The 22730-nt window shown below is 34.4% G+C and carries 21 protein-coding genes; 8 read left to right on the plus strand and 13 right to left on the minus strand.

Annotation, left to right across the window (positions count from 1 at the left end; all coding sequences use genetic code 11):
- Positions 1-2: 2 nt before the first annotated feature.
- From VI621_RS06545 to VI621_RS06565, 5 genes are all read right to left on the minus strand, one after another.
- The gene (locus tag VI621_RS06545; RefSeq protein WP_324217581.1) at positions 3-2543 is read right to left on the minus strand and encodes a heavy metal translocating P-type ATPase; all 2541 of its coding nucleotides are present in this window, start codon (positions 2541-2543) and stop codon (positions 3-5) included.
- Between the two features lie 75 nt (positions 2544-2618).
- Positions 2619-2885 carry a heavy metal-binding domain-containing protein gene (locus VI621_RS06550; RefSeq protein WP_324217582.1) on the minus strand — a complete coding sequence of 89 codons (267 nt, stop codon included), beginning with the start codon at positions 2883-2885 and terminating at the stop codon, positions 2619-2621.
- Between the two features lie 111 nt (positions 2886-2996).
- Positions 2997-3869 carry a DUF3347 domain-containing protein gene (locus VI621_RS06555; RefSeq protein WP_324217583.1) on the minus strand — a complete coding sequence of 291 codons (873 nt, stop codon included), beginning with the start codon at positions 3867-3869 and terminating at the stop codon, positions 2997-2999.
- A 99-nt stretch (positions 3870-3968) separates the two neighbouring features.
- Positions 3969-4358, minus strand: a complete 390-nt coding sequence (locus VI621_RS06560) for an HYC_CC_PP family protein (RefSeq protein ID WP_324217584.1) — start codon at positions 4356-4358, stop codon at positions 3969-3971.
- Between the two features lie 185 nt (positions 4359-4543).
- Positions 4544-5746 carry an aminotransferase class I/II-fold pyridoxal phosphate-dependent enzyme gene (locus VI621_RS06565; RefSeq protein ID WP_324217585.1) on the minus strand — a complete coding sequence of 401 codons (1203 nt, stop codon included), beginning with the start codon at positions 5744-5746 and terminating at the stop codon, positions 4544-4546.
- 198 nt (positions 5747-5944) lie between these two features.
- On the opposite strand from VI621_RS06565, the gene VI621_RS06570 reads away from it, so the two are divergent.
- Positions 5945-6397 carry an Lrp/AsnC family transcriptional regulator gene (locus VI621_RS06570; protein ID WP_324217586.1) on the plus strand — a complete coding sequence of 151 codons (453 nt, stop codon included), beginning with the start codon at positions 5945-5947 and terminating at the stop codon, positions 6395-6397.
- A gap of 128 nt (positions 6398-6525) precedes the next feature.
- Entirely contained in the window at positions 6526-7929 is a 1404-nt protein-coding gene (gene lpdA / locus VI621_RS06575; protein WP_324217587.1) for a dihydrolipoyl dehydrogenase, read from the plus strand.
- A gap of 77 nt (positions 7930-8006) precedes the next feature.
- On the opposite strand, the gene VI621_RS06580 is transcribed toward lpdA, so the two are convergent.
- Together VI621_RS06580 and VI621_RS06585 are read right to left on the minus strand one after the other, a co-directional pair.
- On the minus strand, positions 8007-8381 hold the full coding sequence (locus tag VI621_RS06580) for a DoxX family protein (RefSeq protein WP_324217588.1): 375 nt from the start codon (positions 8379-8381) through the stop codon (positions 8007-8009).
- 26 nt (positions 8382-8407) lie between these two features.
- Positions 8408-8815, minus strand: coding sequence for a VOC family protein (locus tag VI621_RS06585; protein WP_324217589.1), 408 nt, complete (start codon positions 8813-8815; stop codon positions 8408-8410).
- A gap of 150 nt (positions 8816-8965) precedes the next feature.
- Between VI621_RS06585 and VI621_RS06590 the strand changes: the two genes are divergently transcribed.
- From VI621_RS06590 to VI621_RS06600, 3 genes are read left to right on the plus strand one after another with little or no spacing between them, the layout of a single operon-like run.
- A complete protein-coding gene (locus VI621_RS06590; protein WP_324217590.1) occupies positions 8966-10258 on the plus strand; it encodes an anthranilate synthase component I family protein in 1293 nt (430 codons plus the stop codon).
- A gap of 16 nt (positions 10259-10274) precedes the next feature.
- The gene (tilS, locus tag VI621_RS06595) at positions 10275-11585 is read left to right on the plus strand and encodes a tRNA lysidine(34) synthetase TilS (protein ID WP_324217591.1); all 1311 of its coding nucleotides are present in this window, start codon (positions 10275-10277) and stop codon (positions 11583-11585) included.
- Positions 11585-13600 carry a protein-disulfide reductase DsbD family protein gene (locus VI621_RS06600; RefSeq protein WP_324217592.1) on the plus strand — a complete coding sequence of 672 codons (2016 nt, stop codon included), beginning with the start codon at positions 11585-11587 and terminating at the stop codon, positions 13598-13600. Before tilS ends, VI621_RS06600 begins: the two co-directional genes overlap by 1 nt.
- A gap of 34 nt (positions 13601-13634) precedes the next feature.
- Here VI621_RS06600 and VI621_RS06605 read toward each other — a convergent pair whose 3' ends face one another.
- The 3 genes from VI621_RS06605 to VI621_RS06615 all read right to left on the minus strand — a co-directional run bounded on the left by VI621_RS06605 (position 13635) and on the right by VI621_RS06615 (position 14833).
- Complete coding sequence (locus tag VI621_RS06605) at positions 13635-13835, minus strand: helix-turn-helix transcriptional regulator (RefSeq protein ID WP_324217593.1); 201 nt, start codon at positions 13833-13835, stop codon at positions 13635-13637.
- The gene (locus tag VI621_RS06610) at positions 13825-14304 is read right to left on the minus strand and encodes a hypothetical protein (protein WP_324217594.1); all 480 of its coding nucleotides are present in this window, start codon (positions 14302-14304) and stop codon (positions 13825-13827) included. Before VI621_RS06610 ends, VI621_RS06605 begins: the two co-directional genes overlap by 11 nt.
- 151 nt (positions 14305-14455) lie before the next feature.
- On the minus strand, positions 14456-14833 hold the full coding sequence (locus tag VI621_RS06615; RefSeq protein ID WP_324217595.1) for a PH domain-containing protein: 378 nt from the start codon (positions 14831-14833) through the stop codon (positions 14456-14458).
- Between the two features lie 126 nt (positions 14834-14959).
- Here VI621_RS06615 and VI621_RS06620 point away from each other — a divergent pair, with 126 nt between their 5' ends.
- Both VI621_RS06620 and VI621_RS06625 read left to right on the plus strand, forming a co-directional pair.
- Positions 14960-16495, plus strand: a complete 1536-nt coding sequence (locus VI621_RS06620; protein ID WP_324217596.1) for a YifB family Mg chelatase-like AAA ATPase — start codon at positions 14960-14962, stop codon at positions 16493-16495.
- Between the two features lie 142 nt (positions 16496-16637).
- A complete protein-coding gene (locus VI621_RS06625; RefSeq protein ID WP_324217597.1) occupies positions 16638-17336 on the plus strand; it encodes a pseudouridine synthase in 699 nt (232 codons plus the stop codon).
- A 537-nt stretch (positions 17337-17873) separates the two neighbouring features.
- Here the strand turns inward: VI621_RS06625 and VI621_RS06630 are convergent.
- From VI621_RS06630 to VI621_RS06640, 3 genes are all read right to left on the minus strand, one after another.
- Complete coding sequence (locus tag VI621_RS06630) at positions 17874-18518, minus strand: hypothetical protein (protein WP_324217598.1); 645 nt, start codon at positions 18516-18518, stop codon at positions 17874-17876.
- 306 nt (positions 18519-18824) lie between these two features.
- Positions 18825-20114: a DEAD/DEAH box helicase gene (locus tag VI621_RS06635; protein ID WP_324217599.1), complete on the minus strand. Its 1290-nt coding sequence runs from the start codon at positions 20112-20114 to the stop codon at positions 18825-18827.
- Positions 20115-20362: 248 nt separating this feature from the next.
- A complete protein-coding gene (locus VI621_RS06640; RefSeq protein WP_324217600.1) occupies positions 20363-20827 on the minus strand; it encodes a hypothetical protein in 465 nt (154 codons plus the stop codon).
- 509 nt (positions 20828-21336) lie between these two features.
- Between VI621_RS06640 and VI621_RS06645 the strand changes: the two genes are divergently transcribed.
- The coding region (locus tag VI621_RS06645) for a hypothetical protein (RefSeq protein ID WP_324217601.1) at positions 21337-22730 on the plus strand (1394 nt) is incomplete at its 3' end.

Consider the following 22730-nt stretch of genomic DNA (forward strand, 5'->3'; position numbering starts at 1 on the left):
TTTTAAAGTTTCAAACTTCGTAACCGCAATGCATTTGCAATTACCGAAACCGAACTAAAACTCATGGCCAAAGCCGCGATCATCGGCGAAAGTAAAATCCCAAAAAAGGGATACAAAACTCCTGCAGCAATTGGTATTCCTAACACATTATAAAAAAAAGCGAAGAATAAATTTTGCTTAATGTTTTTCATAACAGCATGACTTAAGTTTTTGGCTTTTACAATGCCTTGCAAATCGCCTTTTACCAAAGTTATTTTGGCACTTTCTATCGCCACGTCAGTTCCGGTTCCCATGGCAATTCCGATGTCGGCTTGCGCCAATGCGGGAGCGTCATTTATACCATCTCCGGCCATGGCTACAATTTTGCCTTCGGATTGCAGGCGTTTAATTTCTTTTAATTTATCTTCGGGTAAACAACTGGCTTTATAGGAACTTAAATGTAATTCCTGAGCGACTGCTTTTGCCGTATTTTCATTGTCACCGGTAAGCATTATCACTTCAACTCCCTGACGGATTAATTCTTTTATAGCTTCCACGCTTGTGGCTTTTATGGCGTCTGTAATCGATACAAATCCCACGGCAATTCCGTCCACTGAAATGTAAGAAACCGTTTTTCCGAGTTTTTGTTCGGCTATAATTTGATTTTCCAGTTCTGCAGAAACTGCAGCACTCACTTGTTCCATCAATTTTTTATTTCCCAGCGCCACTTTTTTATTGGTTACTGTTCCAATGACTCCTTTTCCAGAAATCGCTTCAAAATTCTTGACTTCGATTAATGAAACTTCTTTCGCTTTCGCAAAATTGACTACGGCTTGCGCCAAAGGATGTTCGCTGTACTGATTTAAAGAAGCAATGCTTTGCAATAAAGAATCTTCGTCATTATTTAAGGAGAATACTTTTTCAACAGAAGGTTTTCCTTCGGTAATCGTTCCTGTTTTATCAGTAATCAGAACATTTACTTTGTTCATATTTTCCAATGCTTCCGCATTTTTTATCAAAACCCCCGATTGCGCTCCTTTCCCAACGCCAACCATGACTGACATGGGCGTAGCCAATCCTAAGGCACAAGGACAGGCAATAATCAATACCGCAATGGCATTGATGAATCCGTAAACTAACGCGGGTTCAGGCCCGAATTGTGCCCAGACAAAAAAGGTGATTACAGAAGTGATGACCACTATTGGTACAAAATATTTGGAAATTTTATCGGCTAATTTTTGGATTGGTGCTCTGGAACGACTGGCATCGTTTACCATTTGAACAATTTGTGAAAGCAAGGTTTCCGAACCCACTTTTTCGGCAATCATCACAAAGGATTTATTCCCATTTATTGTTCCAGCAATAACCGAATCATCTATTTTTTTATCTACTGGAATAGGCTCTCCTGAAATCATCGATTCATCAATAGTACTTTCTCCATCGGTTATTTTTCCATCCACAGGAATTTTATCTCCAGGTTTTACACGCAATAAATCTCCTTTTTTGATATCATGGATTGAAATTACTTTATCCGTTCCATCAATTACTAAAGTAGCTTCGGTAGGTGCTAATTTTAATAACTCTTTTATGGCGCCACTGGTTTGGCTATGCGCACGAGCTTCTAATAATTGCCCTAATAAAACCAAGGTTAAAATGACCGTTGTCGCTTCAAAGTAGAGTAGGACTGCGCCACTTTCGGTTTTAAATTCATTGGGAAAGATATCAGGAAAAAATAGTCCTATCAGACTAAATATAAATGCTACGCCCGAACCAATTCCAATTAGTGTAAACATATTGAGGTTCCATGTGATAACAGATTTCCATGCACGAACAAAAAACATCCAACACGCATAGAAAACCACGGGAAGTGATAATGCAAATTGTACCCAATTCCAGCTGGAAGTATCCATTATTTTTAGCAAAGGGTTGTTATGAATCATGTCAGACATTGCTATGATGAAAATAGGAACTGTAAAAATAACAGCAATTTTCATTTTATAAAGCAAATCATTATACGTCTTTTTGTCTTCGTTGTCAGTTGGTTCCATTGGAACTAAATCCATACCACATATAGGGCAGGAGCCAGGCCCTTCCTGAATTACTTCCGGATGCATGGGACAAGTGTACATTGTTTTTGCAGCACTCAATTCAGGAATTTTTTCCAGATTCATGCCACACACCGGACAATCGCCCGCTTTATCGTAGACTTTATCGCCTTCACAATGCATGGGACAATAGTATTTCCCCGGAGCATTAATCGGCAAAGGTTTTTTGTCCTTGCTGTGTTGATGATTGTCATTACTACAACATGATTTGGCTATTGGTTCATCAGCTATTTTATCTTTTAAATCGGTGGAATGGTTCATCGATATGGTGTACTTTCCAACAGCAGTTAAAGCTTCCTGTAATTGTGAAGTTGGAATGTGCTTTTCCATTTTGATGGTTGCTTCAGGAGGGACTAAGGAAACTACAGCTTCTATTCCTTTAATAGCATTCAGCGCTTTTTCCACTTTAGTGCGGCAGCCATCGCAGGACATCCCGGTAATAGTATAGGTATGGGTCATTAGTTTATCGTTTAAAATCAACCTTACCAATTTAATAGCAAGGTTGATTAGAGTTAAATAAGCGAAATGATTACGTTATTTGTCGCTTACTGGAGTTTCAGGAACAGGCTCGGTCAAATCCATTCCGCATTTTGGACATTTTTCATCCATTTTTCCTTGAACTTCCGGGTGCATCGGACAAGCATACATTTTTGAATTGTCGCCCATCATTGTTGAGTCTTTTTCCATCATAGTTGAATTATCATCCATCATAGGAGGAGTTGTTTCTGCTTCTTTATTTTTTTGGTTACAAGAAACCATTACGAGAGCCATGATTGCGGCTGAAAAGAGTATGTTTTTCATTTGATTAAAATTTAAATTATGGAATTAATTCGTATTGTCTAAATATACAATATAGTATCGTCTAAATAGTTGCACTATTGTTTATTTGATTTGCAAGATTCACATGAAAAATCATTTGATTGTTTCGACTGTTTTGCCACAACTCATCATCATTGAACCGAAGTATGGATTTTTAACTGCATTTTCTTTACTCAGCCAATTGGCACCTTTACCATCATCAGCCATTGGACAGAATTGATAAAAAACTGGTGTTTCGTATTTAGCGACTTTCATTAAATCATACATACTTTTTGATAAATCCTTGAAATAATCTCTTTGTTTAGAAATGTCTTTTGTCTCGGAAATATGTTGTGAATGCTCTTTCAAACCAGTCATAACTTTCATCCAGACCATGTGTTCTTCAGATTGCAGTTTTTCCATTTTTACAGCATTTATGGTTGACAGTAATTCTTTGGCTTTTGCAGAAGCGTTGGTTCCGTCAGTTTTTACTAAGGCATCTTTTAATGCAAAATAATTATCGAAAACGGGTTTTAGTTGGTTTACTTCTTGACTTTCTGCTTTTATTGTTTCCGAATGGTTGGCGTGATTGCTATGATTTACTGCAACAGCTTCTGATTTAGTATCTGTTTTTGAAGCAATTTTTGCTTCACGATCATATTGACAACAGCCATGAAGATTGTTATAGGCTTCATCCGGAGCAAGAAATTTTTCGCTATCATAACCAGCTAGTGCTATAAGTTTTAAAATCTCCTCTTGGGTGGTTTTTGTGGTATCATAAGTAAGTGTTGCCATTTTGGTGTCTTTATCCCAATCTACTTTGGCAATTTTTTTAAGATTTCCCGCTTTTTCTATAGTGGTTTCGCACATGCCACAATTTCCGAATATTTTTACGGTTTCGGTTTTAGCGTTTTTGATTTGTGCGTTTGATACTGTGACTGATAGCAATACTGTTATTGCGATTGCTAATTTAGGAAGTGATTTCATTTTTGATATTTTTAGAATAAAAATTAATTTGAATTGTGTGAATAGAACAATAATCCGTTATACATAGATGTATCGGATATCAATTAAAATTTAAAAAAATCAAATTCGGAGCACGCTATTCAGCAGGTAAATGGGACGCTTGAATAGGTTAGGAGGATGAAATAGAGTATAATCTACTCTGGCAATACTTTCAAACACAACAGGTATTTGGAATGTTGCAGGTACAGTTAATTGAAATTGAAAAGAAGGATTAAATTTTTGGGAAAGAAGTTCCGCTTTTTGTTGACTATTATCCATCTTTAAAGTCTGTTGTTTATCTTCACAACATCCTTTTTTCATTTTTTTAGGACTACAGGAACACGGTTTATTTTCAGAAAATTTATGAGAAACAGAAGCTAATTCTCCACCACAATAATGCGCAGACATATTAACTCCTATGGCAGGAATTAGATATAAAAACAACAACATTATGGTGAAATATTTTTTCATTGAAATTAAATACAGTTTCAAAGTTAGAGAAATAATATAATTTAGGTCGCTAAATATGTGTTAAAAAAATATTCTTGTTTTGGTATCCATTGAAAATTATAGGTCAGATTAGGATTATATAATTATAAAAAAATCCGTTTCTAACATTCTAGAAACGAATTTTTTACTTTTATAAGTAAATAAAACTATAAAATAGAAAGCTCAACCATACAAGCTTTCATCATTTCATATGTTCTCTCAATATCATTATCCAAACCGATAGAAAAACGAATTAAACCATCTGTTAAACCCATTTCTGCTTGTTCTTCTAAAGGGATTTCAGAAGAAGTCGAAGTTCCAGGAGCACTGAATAAAGTTTTGTAAAATCCTAAACTCACTGCCAGATACCCTAAATTTCTGTTTTGCATCAGCTCCATTAATTCGTTGGCTTTGTCCAAAGTTCCCACGTCTAAAGTCATCATTCCTCCAAAACCATACTCCGGATTAATCATACTTTTATATAATTCATGGCTTGGATGGCTTTTTAAACCTGGATAAACGGTTTTAATTCCGTCTTTCTCGAATTTTTCGGCCAGAAATTGCGCGTTGTGACTGTGTTGTTTCATTCGAATATGTAATGTACGCAGGTTTTTCAATACACTTGCCGAGCGCAAACTGTCCATTGTTGGCCCTAATAACATGCTTGCACCGTCATTCACGCTTTTTAATGAATTGATGAATTCCTGGGAAGCACAAGTTACACCACCAACCGTATCACTGCTTCCGTTGATGTATTTGGTTAAACTGTGAATCACAATATCAGCACCCAATTTTGCAGGCGCAACTGATAAGGGTGAAAACGTATTATCGACCACTAATTTCAAATTATGTTTTTTTGCAATCTTCGCTAAACCAGCAATATCAGCTACTTCTAATAAAGGGTTACTTACGGTTTCACAATACAAAACTTTAGTTTTTGGAGTAATTGCTGCTTCTACAACCTCTAATTTAGTGATGTCTACAAAAGTGGTTTTGATACCAAAACGAGGGGTGAAATTCTTCAAAAAAGCATAGGTTCCTCCATAAATCGTTCTGCTTGATACGATGTGATCCCCGCTGCCGCATAATTGTAATAGTGTAGGAGTGATGGCACCCATTCCTGATGCAGAAACATTCGCTGTTTCTGTTCCCTCCATTGCTGCCAGTGCTTTGTCTAAATATAAATTACTTGGCGAAGAGTGACGTGAATACAAATAACAGCCTTCAGCATTTCCTTCAAAAGTGTCGAACATTGTCTTTGCTGAAAGAAAAGTGTAAGTGGAACTATCAGAAATTGAAGGGTTTACACCTCCGAATTCTCCAAAATATTGTAAGTCCTGGATTTTGTCTGCGGGATTGAAATTTTTCATATATGTTGAAATAGATTTGATATTTTTTAATAATTCAAAATTGCACAACTTTAGAATAAAAATCAATGTATAGGTTTAAAAACAGAAATTAAAACTATATTCTATTAATATCTAAGATTTTTATTCTAATTTTACTTCTGAATTTTAACTTATTTAGTATATATTTCAAATTGAAACTTTAAACCTGAAACAAAAAGAATGGACATCATTGATAAAAAACTTTTGACTTTACTTCAAGGCGATAGTAAAAAAACGACCAAAGAGCTGTCCGTAAAACTAAATCTATCGGTTACAGCCGTTTACGAACGGATTAAAAAATTAGAAAGAGAAGGTATAATCGACAAATATGTAGCTTTACTGAATCGTAATAAAATTGAGAAAGGTTTTGTCGTATTTTGTCATTTAAAACTGATGCAGCATACTAAAGAGTTCATTTCCCAATTTGAAAAAGAAGTAGTTCAATTGAATGAAGTGCTGGAATGTTTTCATGTCAGTGGCGATTACGATTACATTCTTAAAATCTGCGTAAAAGACATGGAAGAATACAGGGAATTTATGGTGACCAAATTAACCACTTTGAACCACATTGGCAGCACACACAGTACTTTTATGATTGGAGAAGTAAAAAACACTACCGCTTTTTCCATTTGAAAATAAGATATTATATTAATTCGCGGAATTTTGTGAAATTCGTGACAAAAAAACTTTAAACAAAACTAAATTCGTTAATTTTGCCATTCAAATTTTCAAGAAAAAACACAACATAAAATAAATATACTATGAGTTCATTTGACGTAGTCATTATAGGTTCAGGTCCAGGAGGATATGTAGCAGCTATTCGTTGCGCGCAATTGGGAATGAAAACTGCCATTATCGAAAAATATTCCACTCTTGGAGGAACTTGCCTGAATGTAGGTTGTATTCCATCAAAAGCATTGCTTGCTTCATCTCATCATTATTCAGAATTGCAACATTTTGCTGATCATGGAATTGAAGTTACCGGTGAGGTAAAAGTAAATCTGGAAAAAATGATTGCACGCAAACAAGCCGTAGTAGATCAAACTTCCGGAGGGGTGAAATTCCTTATGGATAAAAATAAAATTACCGTTTTCGAAGGAATGGGTTCGTTTGTAGATGCTACGCATGTTGCTGTGGCAAAAGCTGACGGAACTTCAGAAACTTTAGAAGCTAAAAATATCATTATTGCAACAGGTTCTAAACCCTCTTCGTTGCCTTTTATCACAATAGATAAAGAAAGAATCATCACTTCTACAGAGGCGTTAAAACTTCCTGAAGTACCAAAACATTTGGTTATTATTGGCGGTGGCGTTATCGGAATTGAATTAGGACAAGTGTATTTACGTCTTGGAGCGCAAGTTTCTGTAGTGGAATATATGGATAGAATTATTCCGGGAATGGATGCTTCTTTATCTAAAGAATTGACAAAAGTATTGAAAAAACAAGGCATGAAATTCTATGTTTCACATAAAGTGAAATCAGTAGAAAGAAATGGTGATATTGTTGCCGTTCAGGCCGAAAACGCAAAAGGAGAAACCATCACGCTAGAAGGGAATTACGCGCTTGTTTCTGTAGGCCGTCGTCCATACACAGACGGATTGAATGCTGATAAAGCGGGTGTAAAAATCTCTGACAGAGGAATGGTGGAAGTTAACGACCATTTGCAAACGAATGTTTCTAACATTTATGCCATTGGAGATGTAGTTCGTGGAGCGATGTTAGCTCACAAAGCAGAAGAAGAAGGTGCCATGGTTGCTGAAATCTTAGCCGGACAAAAACCGCATATCGATTATAATCTAATTCCGGGAGTTGTTTACACCTGGCCGGAAGTAGCTGCTGTAGGGCAAACCGAAGAGCAATTAAAAGCTTCTGGTGTGGAATTCAAATCAGGTAGTTTCCCATTCAAAGCATTGGGTCGTGCTCGTGCTGGTGGTGATTTAGATGGATTTGTAAAAATCCTTGCCGATGCAAAAACAGATGAGGTTCTTGGTGTTCACATGATTGGTGCGCGTTGTGCCGATTTAATTGCCGAAGCAGTAACTGCAATGGAATTTAAAGCCTCAGCCGAAGATATTTCAAGAATGTCACATGCGCATCCCACTTTTGCGGAAGCAATCAAAGAAGCCGCTTTAGCCGCTACGGATAATAGAGCATTGCACGTATAATAGATTATTGATTATTCAATAATTTGATTTCAAATAATAAAACCCGTTCTGATGAGCGGGTTTTATTTTTATATCATTTACATCACAAATAATCCTTTATAATTATCCCAATTTCTATAAATCAAAAATAAGTTTCCTAAAAATAAGAACAATGCAAGAGGTATGCCTTCCGGAGCTAAGAAAAAATTAATAAACAAAATATTTATGGTTATGGGTAAAATTAAAACACTGGCCAAAGTAACAAAGCGACCAGACACAAAAGCCAATCCGCAAAGTAATTCAATACTTTTTGCCAAAGGCATTAAATAAGTTGATGCTACTAAACCAACTTGAAAAGCTTTAAAGTTTCCAGTGACAACTGGTTCAGGTGTTAGGGATAAAAAATAACTGATTGAAGCAAAAAGCAGTAATAGTCCAATTAGGGTTCGGATAATAATTGTTGCGATTTTCATAATAAAGTATTTTGGTTAATTAATAGCTATTTTTGGGGAATAGCACTTTCATCCATATATAAAATTTCCCATTGGTGACCGTCCAAATCCTCAAAACTCTGACTATACATCCAACCATAATCTTGTGATTCCATATAAATTGAGCCTCCGGCTTCCACAGCTTTTCGTACCATTTCATCTACTTTTTCACGACTTTCTGCATCCAAAGCAATTAAAACCTCAGTACTTTTTCGGGCATCACAAATTTCTTTTTTGGTAAAGTCTTTGAAGCGTTCTTCAACAAGTAGCATAGCAAATATGTTATCTGCAATTACCATACAAGTTGCATGTTCGTCCGTGAATTGTGGATTGAATGAAAAACCTAATTGGGTAAAAAAAACTATTGATTTATTAAGGTCTTTAACTGCAAGATTCACGAAAATTTTTCTAGCCATGATATAAATAATTTTACTGGTTTAAACTAAAATTTCAAAATTGGCATGCTATTGTAAATTTACAAAAAAAAACAAACTAATTTTTCTTCTAATCTCTTATTGAAGGAATTTTTTTATTGTAATTTTGAATTTCACAAATATTTAGTTTTTTTGAGAACCTTTTTTGTACAAAATATTTCCAATCCAACCCAATTCAAGCAACAATTATTAGTTTGGGCGCAGCAGTTTCGTGAAGTCGTTTTTCTGGATGGTAATGATTATCCTCAAAAATATTCCAGTTACGATTGTGTTCTCGCTGTCGATGCTTTTACTTCCATTAAAACGGATTATTACAATGCTTTTGAAGATTTAAAAGTCTATCAGCAAACCACAAGAGATTGGCTTTTTGGTTATTTGTCCTATGATTTAAAAAATGATGTCGAGGAATTACAGTCTAATAATTTTGATGGATTGGATTTCCCTGATTTGTTTTTCTTTCAGCCTAAAAAGTTATTTCTGCTTAAAGGGAATCAACTAGAAATCCATTATCTCCATATGTGTGATGATGAATTGGAAGATGATTTGGAAGAAATTCAAAATATAAAGTCAGCAATTGAAAACCGTAAATGTGAAATTGAAATTCAGCAAAGAATTTCCAAAGAAAATTACCTTCAAAAAGTAAAGGAAATGCTGACCAGAATTCATCGTGGCGACATTTACGAAGCCAATTTCTGTATGGAATTTTATGCAGAAAACGACGAAATCAATCCATTAGACATTTATCAAAAACTAAATGTGATTTCGGAGCCGCCATTTGCCGTTTATTTCAAAAACTATAAGCATTATTTACTTTCGGCTTCACCAGAACGGTATTTGCGTAAAGAAGGAACCAAAGTCATTTCGCAACCTATAAAAGGTACAGCCAAACGTTATTCAGATCCAACAGAAGATAAAATTGCCATCGCCGAATTGCAAGCCAATCCAAAAGAGCGTGCCGAGAATATAATGATAGTCGATTTGGTACGCAACGATTTGTCGCATACCGCCGAAAAAGGGTCGGTAAAAGTTGAAGAATTATGTGAAATCTACAGTTTCAAACAAGTGCATCAAATGATTTCAACGGTTGTTTCGGAAGTTTCGCCTACGGTTTCGCCCGTAGAAATCATAAAAACCACTTTCCCGATGGGAAGTATGACGGGCGCGCCAAAGATTTCGGCTATGCAAATCATCGAAGAGTTGGAAGAAACCAAACGTGGGTTATACAGCGGAGCAGTAGGTTATTTTGCACCTAACGGCGATTTTGATTTTAATGTGGTAATCCGAAGTATTCTATACAATCAGCAAAAACAATACGTTTCGTTTTCAGTTGGAAGTGCGATAACCTCGCAATCCATTCCCGAGAATGAATATGAAGAATGTTTACTCAAAGCAAAAGCGATGAGAGCGGTTTTGGAAATGAATTAAATAACTAAATTTGGAAATGCTTATAAAACTTAATCATCATTTATCAGATAAATTTTCATTTCTAACAGGAAAAAAGCTCCTTTTGGCCACTAGTGGCGGTTTGGACAGTATGGTCATGGCAGATTTGTTTCATAAATTACCCTTTGAAATAGCCATTGCACATTGCAATTTTCAACTTCGTGGGATGGAAAGTTTTGACGATCAAAATTTTGTTCAGGACTATGCCAAAGAAAATCAAATTCCCATTTTTGTAACCCAATTTGATACCGAAGCTTTCGCCAAAGATTATAAATTATCTACACAAGTTGCCGCTCGTGAACTGCGCTACAACTGGTTTTATGAACTTCTTGAAACGGAAAAATTTGATTATATCCTAACCGCCCATCACGCTGACGATAACTTGGAAACGTTTCTGATTAATCTTACTCGCGGGACAGGATTAGAAGGATTTACCGGGATTCCTGAGCATAATGAGCAAGTCATTCGGCCACTTTTAATATTTAGCCGGAATGAAATTTTGGACTACGCTACAGAAAATAATATCCAATGGCGGGAAGACAGCAGCAATGCTTCCGATAAATATTTACGCAATAAAATCCGTCATGATTTGGTTCCGATTTTGAAAGGATTAAATCCACATTTTCTGACTTCTTTTCAAAAAACACAAGCCTATTTGCAGGAAGCAAATGTTATGGTTGAAGATGCCACGATTATGATTTACCAGCAAGTGGCAAAAGATAAGGGGGACGAAATTCATTTTGATTTAAAGCAATTGAAAAGATTGCCCAATTACAAATCGTATTTATACCAATGGCTCAACGAATTTGGTTTTTCAGCTTGGGAGGACATTTATGATTTAGTGGATGCTCAATCTGGAAAGCAAGTTTTTTCAGAAGAATTCAGATTGTTGAAAGACCGTCATTTTTTAATTTTATGTCCAATAAATAATACAAATGAAAAAGAGGAATTTTTGATTGAGAAAAATCAAAAAGAAGTTAATTTTCCCTTAAAACTTTCGTTATGTAACACAGATCACATTTCGATGACTGAAAATAATTCTATATTTGTTGATGAAGATAAGTTGAAGTTTCCTTTAGTTCTGCGCCGATGGCAGGATGGGGATTCTTTTTGTCCGTTTGGGATGGAAGGCAAATCAAAAAAAGTAAGCAAACTTTTTAAAGATGAAAAATTATCTTTGATTGAAAAAGAAAATACCTGGCTTTTATGTTCTGATAATCAAATTGTTTGGGTTATTGGAATCCGACAAGACGAACGCTTTAAAATAGATAACACCACACAAAATAAATTACAAATAGCACTTTTATAATGAAGAAAATATTCTTTTTATTCCTCGTTTTTTTAGCTTTCGCCAATGGAAATGCGCAAATTCTTGATCCTGTAAAATGGACTTCTAAAACCGAAAAAATTTCTGATACCGAATTCAATCTTGTTTTTGAAGGTGTAATTGATGAAGGCTGGCACATGTATTCCCAATTTACTCCAGATGGCGGGCCTCTTCCTTTAGAACTGAAATTTGCAGCAGCAAAAGGAAACTACAATTTAGTGGGAAAAGCTGTAGAGGGTAAAACCAAAAGAGAATATAATGATGTTTTTGAAGTAGATGAAATTTTCTTCGAAAAGAAAGTAGTCATCAAGCAAAAAGTCAAAATCACCAATCCAAAAACGACTAAAATTAGCGTGGAAATTGACTATCAGGTTTGTAAAGATGCCTGTATCAATCAAAATAAAAGTTTTCAATTTACGATTCCCGCAATTCCAATAACTGAAGTAATAACCGCAAATATTGATACGACTTCGGTTAGTAAAGATACCGTTCAGGAAACAGCAACGGAAAATAAAGCAGATATAGTTCCCATTTCTGAGAGTATTAAACAACCTGAAAAAGAAGAGAAAAAAGGATTGCTAACCATCTTTATCATTGCCTTTTTCTCAGGATTTGCAGCCTTGTTGACACCTTGTGTATTTCCCATGATTCCAATGACGGTGAGTTTTTTTACCAAACAAAGTAAAACAAAAGCAAAAGGGATAAAAAATGCCATTATTTATGGAGTTTCTATTATTGTAATTTATGTTTTTTTAGGGTTTATAGTGACCTGGGTTTTTGGTGCCGATGCATTGAATGCTTTATCGACAAACGTTTGGTTTAATATTATTTTCTTTATTTTATTAATCGTTTTTGCCGCTTCATTTTTGGGAGCTTTCGAAATTATGCTGCCTAATTCATGGGCCAATAAAGTAGATCGCCAAGCCGACAGAGGTGGAATTGTTGGCATATTATTCATGGCATTAGCATTGGCTATTGTATCATTTTCCTGTACAGGACCCATTGTTGGAACGTTATTAGTGGAAGCCGCTTCCAAAGGCGGAATTGCGCCAATCATCGGAATGTTCGGATTTTCATTGGCTTTAGCTTTACCCTTTATGCTGTTTGCCATGTTCCCGGGTTGGTTGCATTCATTGCCAAAATCTGGTGGCTGGTTGAATACGGTGAAAGTGTTTTTAGGGTTTTTAGAATTGGCCTTAGCCTTTAAATTTTTATCAAATGCCGATTTGGTTTTGCAACTCCATTTATTGGAAAGAGAAGTTTTCTTAACCATTTGGATAGCCATTTTTGGAGCCTTGGCCATGTATTTATTTGGAAGAATTACATTGCCCCATGATAGTCCTTTGACACATATTTCTGTCGGAAGATTATCGTTGGGAATATTGATTATGTCCTTTACCATTTATATGATTCCAGGACTTTGGGGTGCGCCTTTAAAATTAATAAGCGCTTTTCCGCCTCCAATGGAATATAGCGAAAGTCCTTTTGGTATAGGAGGTTCAAACAGAGGAAATACTTCAGCTGACACTTTACCGGAAGGCGCTAAATATGGTCCCCACGGAATAATGGTTTTTGTTGATTATGACAAAGGATTGGCTTACGCAAAAACGGTTAACAAACCCATTATGCTAGATTTTACAGGTCATGCTTGTGTAAATTGCCGAAAAATGGAAAACAATGTCTGGTCAGAAGACGTTATTTTACCAATATTAAAAAATGAGGTGGTTATGATTTCATTATATGTTGATGATAAAAGAGAATTGCCAAAATCTGAACAATTTGTTTCTAAAACTTCTGGTAAATTGCTGGAAACTATTGGTGATAAATGGACAGATTTTATGATTTCTAAATACAAAACCAATACACAGCCATTGTATGTAATCACGGATTTGGAAGGTAATAGTTTAAACGAAAAGACACCTACAATAAGCTATACGCCGGATGTTAATGAATATGAAACCTGGTTAAAAACAGGAATATCAAAATTTAAGAAATAAAAAAATGCCACTCAATCGAGTGGCATTTTTTGTTTTAATCTTCGTCTTCCAATTGAAATATTTCTTCCACAGGTTTTTCAAAGAACCTAGATAGCTTTAATGCCAAAACAGTAGAAGGAACATATTTTCCTTTCTCCATTGCATTTATGGTTTGCCGACTCACCTGAATTTTATCGGCCAAATCTCCTTGAGAAATATTAACCATGGCTCTTAAAACTTTTAAATTATTCTTCATCTTGAATTGATTTTTGAAGTTTGTAAAGCATATAATGAAATCGAATGATGAAGAAGAAAAGCATAGAAAATACATTCATAATCAAAACATTAAAATACATCATTCCATAAATAAATATGGTTGAAAATAACATTATTCCAAAATTGAAATAAACTGCCCAAACTAAACTTTCATACCTAATTTTTGAGATTAATTCATCTTCCCTTTTTACTTTTGAAAACCCTACCAGAATTCCTCCAACAATTATAAAGATCAAAATCATTTCATCTAAAATTCCATTTTTAATGATTGAAAAATAGTTACTTTTTGAAAGCAATTCATCATTTAATATTGCAAAAACGTTAGTTTTAAAATAATCATCAAAATTAAAACTGTTTGTGTAAAGAACAATTCCAATCACAAGGCTAGGTACAAATAATATCCAACCAATTTTCTTGAATTGATTTGGAAATAAAAAATGTGTTTTCATATAATTTCAAATTAGAATTCATATCAAAAGTAAAGTTTATTTTACAATAAGACAAATTAATTTTACAAAAAGATTATTTTGTTTTACTTTTAAAAAAAAAAGTCTTTCAGAGTAAACTGAAAGACTTTAAAAATATTTTCAAGTAACAGGTTTACTTCAAAATATGCTGGCTTAAAATTCTATAAACCTCATTGATATTATTGCTTCCTTTCCCAAATTGTTTCTTTATCGGTAATTCCTGATCTTTTACCCAGATTTTTAAATCTGCATCTAAATCCAATATCCCGGCGCTTTCTTTAGAAAATTTAATCACGCTTGAATAGGGAATGGAAACATAGTCAACCTTTGTTCCAACCAATTGTTTTTCCACTAAAATCAGCCTTTTATTGGTAAAAATAAACATATCGCGAATCAGTTTATATGCTTTTTCAATTTCTTCACCCTCTATCAAAATAGGTTCAAATTCTTTTGAAACATTCTCAATAGTTACTTCCGATGCGTTGCCTAAAATGGCGTTAAATATTCCCATTTGATGTCTTTTTTATTGATAATCATCAAAGAAAATCAATAATAATGGGAATACAAATGAAAATTGAGATTAAATTTAATTTTGAAAGGAATTTTATGTTAAATTTAGGCAATAAAATTATAAGCCATGTTAGTAAAAGTTTTTGGAAGCGCCGTTTTTGGCGTCGAAGCCACAACCATCACCGTAGAAGTAAATATGGACAAAGGAATTGGTTACCACTTAGTTGGATTACCAGACAATGCCATAAAAGAAAGCAGTTACCGAATTGCTGCTGCATTAAAGAATAATGGTTATGCCATGCCCGGCAAGAAAATCACAATAAATATGGCTCCCGCCGATTTGCGCAAAGAAGGCTCTGCTTATGATTTGACTCTGGCAGTGGGTATTTTGGTCGCTTCGGCACAAATAAAAGCGGAAGAAGTCGATAAATATATTATTATGGGAGAACTCTCCCTAGATGGCGGTCTTCAACCCATAAGGGGGGCTTTACCCATCGCCATAAAAGCCAAAGAAGAAGGATTCAAAGGCTTTTTCCTTCCCAAACAAAATGTAAAGGAAGCCGCCATCGTCAGCGGGTTAGACGTTTATGGTATTGAAAACATTCAAGAAATTATCGATTTTTTTGAAGGGAAAGATACGTTGGAACCTACAGTTATAGATACCAGAGCCGAATTTAATAAAACTTTAGATTTCCCGGAATTCGATTTTAGCGATGTAAGAGGACAAGAAAGTATCAAGCGTTGTATGGAAATTGCTGCAGCCGGAGGACATAATATCATTCTGATTGGTCCGCCTGGAGCTGGAAAAACAATGCTTGCCAAGCGATTGCCGAGTATTCTGCCTCCAATGACGCTCGGAGAAGCATTAGAAACAACCAAAATTCACAGTGTGGCAGGTAAATTGAAAGAAGTGGGCTTGATGAATCAACGGCCTTTTCGCAGTCCGCATCATACCATTTCAAACGTAGCATTAGTAGGAGGAGGGAGTTATCCGCAGCCCGGTGAAATTTCTATGGCACATAACGGTGTTTTGTTTTTGGATGAATTACCGGAATTCAAACGGGATGTTCTGGAAGTCATGCGCCAGCCTCTCGAAGATCGGGAAGTAACGATTTCAAGAGCCAAATTTACCGTAACTTATCCCTCATCGTTTATGTTGGTTGCAAGTATGAACCCAAGCCCGAGTGGTTATTTTAACGATCCCGACTCACCAGTCACTTCTTCTCCAAGCGAAATGCAACGGTATTTAAGCAAGATTTCGGGACCATTATTAGATCGAATCGACATTCATATAGAAGTGACTCCAGTTCCATTTGAAAAACTTTCTGACGATAGAAAGGCGGAGAGCAGTGTTGATATCAGAACAAGGGTGACCAAAGCCAGAGAAATTCGATCGGCTCGTTTTGAAACTATGGACAAAGTACATTACAATGCCCAGATGAGTTCGAAACACATTCGGGAATTTTGCAAACTGGATGATGTATCAAAACAATTATTAAAAACAGCGATGGAACGGCTTAATTTGTCTGCACGCGCTTATGACAGAATCCTAAAAGTTTCCCGAACTATTGCTGATTTAGAAGGAGTGGAAGAGGTTGTCTCTTATCATATTTCGGAAGCCATTCAATATAGAAGTTTAGATCGCGATGGTTGGTTGGGCTAAAATAGATTTCAGATTTTTGATTGCAGATGTTTAACAGCTGTAAAATTGAGAATACGCTCGCGCTAGCGGGAAAAAAAGAAAAGTATAGAAATAAATAAGTCAAAAAAGAGATTTCGAGAGAAATCTCTTTTATTTTTGCCAAATGTTAGAAATTCTTTACCAAGACGAATATATTATAGCCATTAATAAACCAAGTGGATTGTTGGTCCACAAATCATTTTATGCGCGCGATGCAAAAGTGTTTGCTATTCAAGAATTGAGAAATCAAATAGGAGGGCAACACGTTTATCCTATTCATCGGTTAGATCGCAAAACATCTGGTGTCTTGTTATTTGCGTTGGATAAAGAAGTTTTAAAAATTATGAATGATCGTTTTGCCACGCGCGAAGTCGAAAAAAAATATTTAGCAATTTTACGTGGTTGGTCACCCGAAGAACTAACGATTGACTATGATTTATCCAATGATGATGGCATTATACAAAATGCAGTAACCTACTTTCATCGATTGCAAAGTACCGAAATTGAGTTAGAATTTAACAATAAACCAACGTCACGATATTGTTTGGTAGAAGCGATTCCTGAAACTGGACGGATGCATCAATTACGAAAACATTTCAAACATATTTTTCATCCCATTTTAGGAAGTCGTCCACATGGTTGTAACAAACAAAATAAATTATGGTTGGAGCATTTTGAACTGAAAGGAATGATGCTTCATGCACATCAGTTAATTTTTAATCATCCCATAACAAATGAACCACTTATCCTGAATGCAAAGATTAATGAAGAGTTTAGCAGCGTAGGTACTATTCTTAATCTAGATTTGAATAAGTATGAATAGAATACTAATTTGTAAATTAATGCTTTAAATTATTGTTGTATTTGGAAACAACAGTTTTCAGTATAAAGAGGAACATATTTCAGATTTCAAATTTTCTTGTCTTTTATGAATAAACTAAGCAAAAAGAAAGTTACAAAAAGCATTATTAACTGTATTATAAAAACTGGATATAATGAATTTGATTCTGCATATCTAAAGCCAAAACTAACTACTGATACCGGAAATGTTAATAGTAATCCGTAAAGTGACCAATCTCCATAAAATAAATCTTTTGGATAAATTGAACAAACTGATAAAGTTCCCGATGAAACGTAAAATAAAGAGATTTTAAATGCTAATTTTTTGTCACTAATTAATTTTATAATCCTATTCATCTTTTTTATTTAAGTTCATTTTTATTTTATTTGAAATTTACTTTTTCGAAATAAAATAGAATAAAAGGCGGGGGCTAATTGAATATCAGATTTTTAAAAAGACCTTTCAACTTTTCATTTTTAGAATTATGGGTATGGATTGCAAATCTGCGTTATTGGGGTTTCATTTAGTTTTAATGCTTTTTTCAATGAATTGTTTATTTCCTTTATAAAGAATTCTACTTTTAAATCTTTTTAAATAAGTTATTGTTGACTCAATTTTTTTAAATTCTTCATTAAGTCTATTTTGGTTTCTATTTGAATCTTTTATGTTTTCAATACTTTCTTCTATTGGATTATATTTATAATGAACAAAAGCATTTCTTTCTTCGGACACTTTTTGAATTATTTTTTTATGATTTTCAGAAAATTTTGGTGCACCAAGTATAGTTATCAACCAAGAATATTTGCCGATAATATTAACTGATTTTATTATTTCATTTATAGTTTTTTTATCTAAACCTTGAATTTGAGATAACTCTAAAATTAAATCATTTATTTCGTGTTCAAAGTAGGTGGCATAAAGTAATTTAGCATAATTATAATTTTTTCTACTTAAAAATTCACGAGCAGTCTCAATTATATTAGTTTTATGGTCTATGACAATTTTATAATTTACTTTTTCGTTTATTTTCAAAACTTTTTTATATAAACTCTTTTTGTCTTCAAAGTCAGCAATAATTAATTCCCCTTGAATGAAAAGGGTTTTTACTATATTTTCAAATAAAGCATCAGATAACTCAATTTCTTCTTTAGATTTTATTGACATTTAATTTTTTCTGTTTTTCGTCGATTTTTCAAAAATGTCTGTCAACTAGTTTATATGTACGACAGCAGTCATATTATTTATTTCAAATATATTCATTTTTTCTTACAAATCATCTAGCTAATGTGCATTCATGATATGAATTTACAAAACGGTATTATGAAAGTAAAAACCCTCTCAATAGCCCCGATAGAAATGAAAAACCTTCTTAGAGCTGGTGTTCAGCCCTAAGAAGGTTTGTAATGTATAGCGGGAAATACGTTCTAAAAAAACGAAAATATTCTGCTCCTAAAAAATAATAAAAATTAATTATCTATTAGAACGTCTGTCATTATTTTGACTCGGACGTCTTGGACCAAAACTGTTATTGCTACTACGGTTTGTAGTGTCTGTTTTTGGTTTCTTAGGCGTTGAATTGCGTTGTTGTCTTCCTTGCCCTTGTTTGATAGGTTCAGTGGAAGCGTTAGGATCTGGCTCGAAACCTTTGATGTTTTCTTTAGGCAAATTCAAACCCACTAATTTTTCGATATCACGTAAAAAGACCGTTTCGTCAGGACTGAATAACGAAATAGCTTCTCCACTTGCTCCGGCTCTTCCTGTTCTACCAATGCGGTGAACGTAATCTTCAGGAATATTAGGCAATTCAAAATTGACCACATGCGGTAACAATGGAATATCCAGTCCTCTGGCCGCAATATCGGTAGCGACTAAAGCGGTAAGGCTTCCGTCTTTGAAACCCGCTAAGGCTTTGGTTCGTGCGCCTTGACCTTTATTTCCGTGAATGGCAGCTGCTTTAATTCCGGCACTGATCATACTTTCAGTCAGTTTATTGGCGCCTTGTTTGGTACGCGTAAATACCAAAATTTGTTTCCAGTTTCCTTCCGTAATCAATTTAATGATCAATTCTGTTTTTTTCTCTTTAGCGACAGGATATACTTTTTGGATAATAGCATCTACTGTTGTATTTTCCGGGGTTGCTTCAACATGAACAGGATGGTGCAAAATGCCCATGGCCAATTTCTTGATATCTTTTGAAAAGGTTGCCGAAAACATCAAGTTTTGCCTTTTTGAAGGTAATACTTTTATAATACGCTCAATGTCTCTTACGAAACCCATGTCCAGCATACGGTCCGCTTCATCTAAAACTAAGATTTCTACTTTTGCAAGCGAAATTAAACCTTGGTTTTGCAAATCGATTAATCGACCAGGAGTTGCAACTAAAATATCAACACCTTGACGCAATTTAGTTACTTGTGGATTTTGGTTTACACCTCCAAAAATAACAGTGCTGTGTAAATCTAAAAATTCACTATATTCTTTTATATTGGCATATATTTGAGCGGCCAATTCTCGTGTTGGGGTTAATATTAAGGCACGAACGGGTCTGTGTCTTAAGTGTTGCCCTTGTGATAATAATTGTAATATTGGGAGTGTAAAACCAGCTGTTTTTCCTGTTCCAGTTTGTGCAGATGCTAATACATCTTTACCTTCTAAAATGGGTGGAATTGCTTTTTGTTGTATTGGAGAAGGTGTTGTATATCCTTTTTTGCTGATGGCTTTTAATAAAGCATCAGATAAGCCTAATGAGTTAAATGACATAAATGGTGTTTATGAAGCAAACACTATTATTTAGTTTACTTCTTTAATTTGGCGCGAAGGTACTGCTATTTTTTTCGATGTGCTTTTGATTGTCGGACTTTGTTAAAAAAAATATACTTAGTTTAATTCATTACAAATCATTGCTGAGAAGTTAATAATTATGGTAAATTCAATATATGAAAGATTAATATTAGTTTCTTAAACTCATTTTTTTGAACCCTTAAATAGTGCTAAAATTTTCTTGGTTTCTATTTATAACTATCAGTCCAGTCTTTTGAATTGATAGCAGAAACTTTATTTTCTTCATTCATCGTAACCCGAAGTTCTTTATTGGCAATTTTCTTTTGATAAATGGCTTTATAGCGGAAAATATTTATTCTGTCAGTCTTATTTTGAATCACTTCAACAAGTTGGATATCTTTGAAAGCACCGTATTTCAAACGAAACTTTAAACAGGTTTGAGTAAGTCGAGATTGTGTTGTGTTTTCAATTACTTTTTGAGTGGCTTCGCTAGTTGTAAAAGGCTTGAATGTTGAAGTATTACAGGTCATCAAAACTCTTTTTCCTAACTCATAAGCTTTGTTTTTTAGTGAATTATCCACTTCACTCGGGCTAAGTTTAACTATAACTTTCTCTTCTGGTTTTACAACTACGGATTTGGTTTTGCAACCTATCAAGAGGAACAGACTCAATACAATTATTATTTTTTTCATTATATTTTTATTTTTCAAACGATAAATATACCTATAAAGTATAAAAGGTTAGATTTTTTGATAGGTTTTTAAATTTTTAATTAAAACCAACTTCTCGGATTAACATGTTTAAGGTGATATAATTCGAAAGGATTTTTATGTTATGGCTTCCTTATTAATTCAAAATGAGTATACCATTTAAAAAATAAATTATTCATAATTATTAAATATCATATTCATTCCAATTTTTATAAATCGACATTCAGTTGATAGGTTTTTTTGACCCTTTTATCGAAAATATCTCAATAATATGATTTGTAATTTATCAATAATGTAGCTTAGCGTATAAATGAATAAAAATTATACAATTAAGCTAATATTTTGTTAATCCAACAAAGTATCTATAAAAACCTTTTTTTAGGGAATTTGATTGAAAAAATTTATTCATAATATGAACTCCATTCCATTGATTTTACTCTTTATTATTTGACTTGTACAATTCGTTGCTTTATCATTTTAATTCAATAGACATGAAAAAATTTCTACGTAATTCAGGATTTTTAACGACCGTTTTTTTAATTGTAAATTTATTTTTTACAAGTGTGACTTTTGGTCAGGCTACTGTAACAACAGATAAAGATGATTATATGCCTGGTGATCAGGTTGTAATTACGGGAACTTCTTGGTTTCCTGGGGAACAGGTTTCTATTTCCATAAAAGAAATTCCATCAAATAATGCACCAATAGAATATTCAGCTGTAGCGGATGCAGAAGGGAATGTATTGATGGATCAATTTGTGACTCTTCAAAGTCATTTGGGAAAAGCATTCTTTGTTACCGCAACAGGAAATACTTCTCTCGAAATAGCACTAAGCCATTTTACAGATGCAAGCTTTACTAGTACAGCAAATGGTAATTGGAATAGCCCAGCAACTTGGGGCTTTACAGGAAGTCCAGCTCCTGTTCAAGGCGTTAATTATCCTGGACCTCTTGACGTAGTTACTATTACAAAAAATAATGCTATTACTTTATCAGCAAATGCTACTTGCCAAACTTTAAATATATCGGCTTCAACAACAGCTAATGGTACTAGTAGTCTTAATATGGGTGGATTCAATTTGACTGTTGGAGGTTGGCTGAACTTAATAAGTTCACAGAATAACAGGACGGTAAGTTTGACTACAAATGGAGGCACATTATCATTAGCTCAATTAAATCTGACAACTGGTGGTTCGGGGAATCCTGGTATTGCAACATTCACATTAAGTAATAATAGCACATTAAATGTGAGTGATTTAATAAGTTCAACTGGTATCGGGAATTCGTTTACTATTAGTAGTCCAAGCACTGTGAACTATAACGGATCAGGAAACCAAAATATATTTGCAGGCTTTACATATCATAATCTGTCTTTGTCTGGAAGTGGCATAAAAACTTTTGCAACTTCAACCACAATTAATGGAAATCTGTCAATAAACGGATCTGTAATAGCCAATCTGGGTACTTTTTCACATACGGCTACCACTCTTACACTGGGCGGGTTAGGTACTGCTTCAGGTACGTGGGGTAGCACAAGTTCATCACCATTAGCTAATCACACAAACAACACTTACTTTTCTTCTACAATTGGTAAAGTGACTGTAGGAGCTGATACCAAGGGAAGTTCTACGATTACAGCCACCGGAACAACATCATTTATCTATAGTGGATTACCACAAGGTCCAACAACATCAATAGAAACAGGTTCAGCCGGTGCAATTACCTATAGTTATTCAGGGGTTTTACCGACTGTTTACAGTGCCAGTGTAACACGTCCTATCAATGCGGGAACCTATCAAGTCACTGCAACTGTTGCCGCTGATGATAATTATAATGGAGCAACATCTACTCCTTTAACATTTACCATCGGAAAAGCAGCCACTAC

Source organism: Flavobacterium sp. (assembly GCF_035292545.1).
GTDB lineage: Bacteria > Bacteroidota > Bacteroidia > Flavobacteriales > Flavobacteriaceae > Flavobacterium.